Below are 6,813 nucleotides of genomic sequence, written 5' to 3' on the forward strand. Positions count from 1 at the left end.
ACAGAGTGTCTGAAGCGAAACAGCTAGAACCGCAGCTAAAACATTCTAGCTAAACCGCCTGACTGTCCAGTCACCTCACGTTTTGCCCTACTTCAGCCTTCTTAGAACATATTCTGAAATGTCTTCTAACGCCTGACGCGATGCTGACGGCGGCAGGTTACTTAGACACTCAACAGCATGACGGACATGTGTCTTTGCTAGTACTCTAGAGCGTTCAATTCCCTGACTATTGTTGACTAACTCAATTGCCTGCTCAAAATCTTCTGGTTCAGAAAACTGTCGCTCAATTAACGTCTTCAGATAGGGTACTTCCTCTAAAGCGTAAAGCGCAGGCGCAGTCAGATTGCCACTAAGCAAGTCAGAGCCGGCCGGCTTACCTAGAACATCATCAGAGCTAGTGAAGTCTAAAATATCATCTACAACTTGATAGGCCAGGCCCAAACTACGACCAAACTGATACAGATTTTCAGCCATGTGGTCAGAGACTTCACTCAGTACGCCTACCGCTTTAGCGCTGTTAGCAATCAAGGTCGCTGTCTTGTAATAGCTTTTCTCAAGATATGCATCTATTGTCAACGTGGTATCAAAATGCTTCAGACCCTGGCGGATTTCACCCTCAGCGAGATCCATGATCACCCTAGAGAGCAGTTTCACAACTTCCAAGTTGTCTAAATTAGCCAGATACCAAGAGGACTGTGCAAATAGGAAATCACCCGCAAGTACAGCCACTTTATTCCCAAAGCGACTGTGTACGGTGTCTACGCCCCGCCTAGTCGACGATTCATCTACAACGTCGTCATGAACAAGACTCGCTGTATGGATCATCTCTGTGATCTCAGCAAGGCGGCGGTGACGACCCGTAATCCCTTGATCCGGCTGAGTGGCCCTTGCTAGCAGCAGGACTATTGCTGGACGAATACGCTTGCCGCCTGCGCCAAAAAGGTGTTCGGCAGCTGCATAAAGGATCTTGTGACGAGCACCCACAAGATTTTTGAGGTTGTCAGTTAGTAGTGCTAGGTCGGCTTCTACAGGCAGAAAAAGAGAGGTGGCTGAGGTCATGGAAAACGCGACTCAGGCGAATTAAGTTACGAAATTTTAAGCTGTCTGTTCTTATTCTAAGCTATTGTGCTGGTAAAGGAACGAGTCCTCTCCGAAGGAAGCGGAGCGATGCTTTAACTTCGCTCATCATAATCTCTGAGTAGTAATACCTGCGGATGTTTGACAGATAGGTTGAAAAAGTGAGCTGCACAAATTCTCATCGTCAAACACCCCAACAATTAGCCAAATCTTATGTTAATCTATAGATAATTAAGATTTTCTGTTCAAAGCCTGATAGTACTCGCTGGTCATTCTTGACTAGGTAAGTGGCTACGGAGCTACCCTATTCAGCGAGACAGGTTCAGTAAGACAGGTTCTTCCTAAAAGTCAGCTTCAGTCTTCTTTAGTCCGCGTAAGGTCAATATTCTTGGTTCAGGGATTGCCCTACTTTCAAATCAAGAAAGTATTGATTATTCAGCTCAAGGACTAAACGTTAGGCAACGAATCATCTGTAGGTATCCTACTTCCACAAAGGCAGCCGCATAGAAGGTTCTACTTTTTGGTAAGCCAGAGGGTTATTCAGGCTGCTGGCTAGGTTCAGCTGCAAACTTGGCTAACTAGCTTGTCAGGGGTTTGATCCGATTATCTTCCCACAGTCTTAGCTCAAGACTACTTACATCAAAGAAACTTTCGAAGGAGATTCTATCTTTGGTGTTTTTTCTCTAATGTTGATGTTCTCTTTACTGTGCTTGCCATGCTGCACTTCTCTAGCGCCAACCCGATCACAATTGTTATTCCAGCCTTAGTCTATTTGTTTCTAATTTACTTGGTTATGATGTTCATGAGTACCGGAGCATCCGACACTTAGCCGCTTCTATCGGCTGTTACATCCTTCTAGAAGGTAAAAGGGTATACCGGGTCTGCATCCTCTAACATCATGCCATGTGCATTTCTTTACGCTTGTTGCCTAGGGGTAGCAGGCGTTTTTTTGCGATCGCCTCTTTGGAAAGAGACTGGGCGAATCTTCTCTAACACAGCCATTTCGAGCGTCTCTACAGAAACCTGTTTAACAAAGGGGCGATAGCCTAGCCATTGCTGTGAAACCTTAGCAAACTTTAGTGGGTCACCGCTGACATAAAATTCCGTAGGTGTTGCACCTGTTTCAACCGCGTTAGAATTACATAATCCTAAGATTTCAAGCTCCTGAGCAGCTGCCACGCTTAAATGCTTTGCTGGATCAACGAGTTTGATTCGGGTTGGTAGAATCTGCTTGAACACTGGCGCAAGGTGCGGATAGTGAGTGCATCCATAGACTAGAGTATCAATGCCTGCTGCGATTAGCGGTTCTAAATAGCGTTTGGCTACTGTCAGCGTATAGGGATCGTAGCTGCGGCCACTCTCAATTAGCGGCACGAATTCAGGACAGCCTACCTGCCAAACTCTAATTGTCGAATCAATTTCCTGCACAGCCTGTAGATAGGCATCGCTCTTAGCGGTCGCCTCAGTCGACACTACCCCAATTCGCTTGCCAGTCTTGACTGCGCCTCTAGCACCCGGTAAGACAATCCCTAAGATCGGAATTGGAAACTCTGATCGCACTTCTTCTAGAACTAGCGCCGAGCTTGTATTACAGGCCATGACAATCAGCTTTACCTCTAGACGAATCATCCAGGCAATGATTTCACGAACGAATCTTAAGATCTCACTTTTAGAACGGTTACCGTAAGGCACCCTAGCCGTATCCCCAAAGTAAATAATTGATTCAGCAGGCAAATGACTGCGCATTTCACGGAGTACCGTCAGCCCACCGACGCCACTATCAAAGACACCAATCTTAAAATTGGAGCGTAGCTTGCTGGAAAGAGCCGGGATACTCATAAGTAAAAATACTCAATCTAATAAATGAATAAATGTTCTCTAGAGTTTAGTAGGATTTGGAAACTTTACCAGTCCTAATTTTCAACTACAGAAAAGATTTTTTGTACGTATCTTAGAAGAAAGAACTTTTCATACCACTAAGCGCACTTATCTTAGGCGAGTACTGATTAAGGGGTACTTAGTTAGGTGCCTAAGCTTGTTCTTGCCGTCGAGAACTCTACGGAGATTATGCGTGAACTAACGCACTTTCCCTATATACCTTTTGTAGAAATCGTTTAGTCTTACTGCCCGTAAAACTACGGGCGGAGAAAAGATACGAGTTTGTCAAAAGGATGCCCTATAGCTATCCTAAACTCGCATACTCGAAAGACTTATAGCTTTCTAAAAGGCTGTGGGAGCTACGACTTGCTAAGTAAAAACACATTTCATGCCCAAATTTCCGAAAAAAAGCCTGAACCTACATAGAAATTAGATCTACGCAGACTCAAGCTCTTCATTGGGTAAATATCTCCAGCCTTTGCCTAGGAAAACCTTATAGTTCAGCTAAACATCAGTAGAAGTTGCGACAGTGGAAGCCTCTCCAATCGGTAGCTCTCTGCTTGAGGGAGTCGCCTCTAATACATCGCCATCGTCGTTATCGCTATCGAATACTAGCCTCAGTAGCGGTGGGGCAATAAACGTCGTCACAATGACCATGACAATAATGGCAGCATCTAACGATTCAGATAAAACGCCACTGGCTGCACCTACACCTGCAAACACCAGACCCACTTCTCCCCTGGGAATCATGCCAAACCCAATGGCTAGTCGATTGATTCCGGGCTGACCAAATACAGCGAATCCGGTAACTGTCTTACCTAGAATAGCGATTACCACCAAGAAGGACGCAATAATCAGTCCCTCCCGATTAGCGGGCTCCAACGGATTCAATACACTAATATCTGTCTGCGCACCCACTGTTACAAAGAAAATAGGAACTAGCATATCGGCTATGGGCGTGATCTGCTCTTCTAACTCTCGCCGCTTTGAAGTCTCAGCCAAAATTAAGCCTGCCGCGAACGCGCCCAGAATCGTTTCTAACTGAATTGCAGCGGCAATATAGGACAGTACAAACGCAAAAATTAGCGAGCTGATGATCAGCTGACCCCTAGTCTGCAGCTGATCGACTAAGGAAACAAATAGTGGGCTAAGCAAACGTCCAATAAAAATAGATCCAACTAGAAAAGCAGCGGCGCCCAAAACTAGATAGACCACATTCAAAATCTCAATCTCGCCTGTCTTAGCTAGGCTAGCAACCACTGCCAGCACAATAATGCCAAGGACGTCGTCTAACACGGCTGCGCCAATAATGATCTGGCCTTCCTTAGAACTCAGCTGCTGCATTTCGGCCAACACCTTGGCTGTAATGCCAATACTCGTTGCCGTTAGCGCTGCACCTGCAAATACAGCCGGAATAGTTCCAATACCAAAAAAAACAATTAGACCGGCTGTTCCGGCTACAAATGGAACGACTACACCAATTATGGCGACTACAGCAGCTTGCGGGCCGACCCGAATGAGTTCTTTCAAGTCTGATTCCAACCCAATCTCAAACAGCAAAATAATGACGCCTAGCTCAGCTAGTACCGATAAAGCTTCGCTTTCGCCGTTAAAGACCATCTGCAAACTTTCTGGGTTTAGATGAGCTGTCATCTGGATGATATTCATCAGAGCAGAGGCAGGCATCTCTGGTCCTTCTGGAAAGACAATAAGATGAAGGGCAGACACACCGACGACTACCCCACCTACTAGCTCACCTAGTACAGCAGGTAGGTTTAGCCGAGCACATAGCTCCCCGCCGACTTTCGCCGCAATAAAGACTGTAATCAGACTGAGCAGTACGCCTGCAATTACAAATGAACCAACTTCTGCCTCGTCAACTTCAGCGAGAAGGGGAATTGTATCTGTCCATGGCCCATGCCATAGCAAGTTGTGGATTGGAATAGGCCAGCCAATAGGATCGATCATGCTGTTTGCGACAACTCATCGTAGTCTAATTTACAGGAGTCACCTACCTATATTTTGTTCATTTAGTCATAAGCTGTCATTTTAAGCTGATCTAAAGCGGTTAGTTTCCTATAACCGTTTCACAATTCATTCTCCATGAAGAGCTGCTCCGCTTGTGCTACACAGTTTGTAGACAGTTTTTGTAGATAGCTACTTCATAGATGGCTACGTTCACAAGGTAGCGACTAGATATCAATATCCAGCATTGAGTGGTAGATAGATCGAGAAATGACGTTCGATTGAGCACTCTAACCGAAGACGCGATGCTGCAAGGATGGCATCTGACGTCGGACCTGCTCTATGCGGGATGGATGAATTTCTGCGATCGCCATCCCTACAGTGTCACCCGCATCCGCCAAAGTAATTCCCCAAGGATCTATAATCATTGCGTGCCCATGGGACTGTCGACGGGCGTTATGAAATCCAGTTTGAGCAGGCGCAATCATATAGCACGTGTTCTCAATTGCTCGAGCTTGTAGAAGCACTTGCCAGTGGTCTTTTCCGGTAAACGCCGTAAAAGCAGCAGGCACGATCAGTACCTCAGCTCCAGCCTTCGATAGCTGACGGTACAGCTCAGGAAAGCGAACGTCATAGCATACAGAAATTCCTAGTTGACCTAGCCGATCAGATTTGTAGACTTCGGGCATAGCTGTACCCGAAGTCACACGAGCAGATTCTTGGTAAGTATTTCCATCAGGTAGATTGACGTCAAATAGGTGAACTTTCTCGTATCTTAAAAGCTCTTCCCCATTAGCATTGACCAGGATTGCCGTATTATAAGTCCGACTATCTGGAGAAGGAACGGGATAGCCTCCGCCCAGTAAAGTGATTCGATATCGCTGAGCCATCGTTTTGATGAACTTCTCACTGGCCGCTCGAATGTTCTCTGCCTGACTAAACTTTGCTTCCTCATCACCTAAGAAAGAAAAGTTCTCAGGTAATGTGACTAGCTCAGCGCCTCGGCGGGTAGCTAGATCGATAAGCTCCTCCGCCTGAGCTAGATTCTTTTCGAGATCGGGCACGCTGGTCATTTGTAGCGCAGCTGCCAAGTAGGGCTTCATAAGTCTCTATTGCCATTAGGACACAGCTTATAATTGTAAGACGTGGGTTGACTCGTTTACGCTTTTTATTAGGCGCTTCGACTGATTAAGCGATTTATTGCCTTAGCAATAGGAAAGGAAAATTAGCAGGGCTCTTTGGAAAGTCAACTGTCCACACTTGACAGTAGGTAGCTTTTACAGCGATTATGTTTGTTCGTGAAAATGCTCGAACCAGGTAAAAAGTGCTGTGTCTAAACTTAGATAAGACAGCCTACCTCTACGGCAATTTAGAGTGAGAATAGAAAAAACATGGCGTATGCAATCATTGCAGCAGGCGGTACTCAGCTTAGAGTTGAGCCAGGACGATTTTATGATATCAATCGTCTACCGATGGAAGCAGATGAAAAGATTACGATTGATAAGGTCTTGATGGTTGAAAACGCTGGCGAAGTCAGTATTGGTCAGCCACTAGTAGAAGATGCTTCAGTCAGTGGAACGATTGTTAGCCATCTGCGCGGCAAGAAGGTTATTGTCTATAAGATGCAGCCAAAGAAGAAGACTCGTAAAAAGCAGGGACATCGTCAAGATCTCACCCGAGTGATGATTGATTCGATTACGGTAGGTGGTAACACGATCTCGTCTGATTCTTCTGATGGCAGCGATTCCGACAGCAGCGATTAATTTCTCAGTGATTGATTTTATGAATGGCTATTTGGGATCAGCTTGGTAGATAGCCCAAAAGTCAATTCAGTCTTAGCAACTAGTCACAAGATTCAGTAACCAGTTAGAAATACAGGAGCTCTAAAGGCTA

At 45.6% G+C, this 6,813-nt stretch carries 5 protein-coding genes; 1 reads left to right on the forward strand and 4 read right to left on the reverse strand.

Annotated features, from left to right (window positions below; genetic code table 11):
• Nucleotides 1-87 precede the first annotated feature (87 nt).
• The 4 genes from sds to S7335_RS10195 all read right to left on the reverse strand — a co-directional run bounded on the left by sds (nt 88) and on the right by S7335_RS10195 (nt 6,023).
• On the reverse strand, nt 88-1,059 hold the full coding sequence (gene sds / locus S7335_RS10180) for a solanesyl diphosphate synthase (RefSeq protein ID WP_006454001.1): 972 nt from the start codon (nt 1,057-1,059) through the stop codon (nt 88-90).
• 933 nt (nt 1,060-1,992) lie between these two features.
• On the reverse strand, nt 1,993-2,916 hold the full coding sequence (murI, locus tag S7335_RS10185) for a glutamate racemase (protein WP_006454735.1): 924 nt from the start codon (nt 2,914-2,916) through the stop codon (nt 1,993-1,995).
• Between the two features lie 543 nt (nt 2,917-3,459).
• On the reverse strand, nt 3,460-4,923 hold the full coding sequence (locus tag S7335_RS10190; protein WP_006457615.1) for a cation:proton antiporter: 1,464 nt from the start codon (nt 4,921-4,923) through the stop codon (nt 3,460-3,462).
• A 287-nt stretch (nt 4,924-5,210) separates the two neighbouring features.
• The gene (locus tag S7335_RS10195; RefSeq protein ID WP_006453396.1) at nt 5,211-6,023 is read right to left on the reverse strand and encodes a carbon-nitrogen hydrolase family protein; all 813 of its coding nucleotides are present in this window, start codon (nt 6,021-6,023) and stop codon (nt 5,211-5,213) included.
• Nucleotides 6,024-6,311: 288 nt separating this feature from the next.
• Here S7335_RS10195 and rplU point away from each other — a divergent pair, with 288 nt between their 5' ends.
• The gene (gene rplU / locus S7335_RS10200) at nt 6,312-6,683 is read left to right on the forward strand and encodes a 50S ribosomal protein L21 (RefSeq protein WP_006456981.1); all 372 of its coding nucleotides are present in this window, start codon (nt 6,312-6,314) and stop codon (nt 6,681-6,683) included.
• Nucleotides 6,684-6,813: the final 130 nt, after the last annotated feature.

The sequence above is a fragment of the Synechococcus sp. PCC 7335 genome (assembly GCF_000155595.1).
GTDB lineage: Bacteria > Cyanobacteriota > Cyanobacteriia > Phormidesmidales > Phormidesmidaceae > Phormidesmis.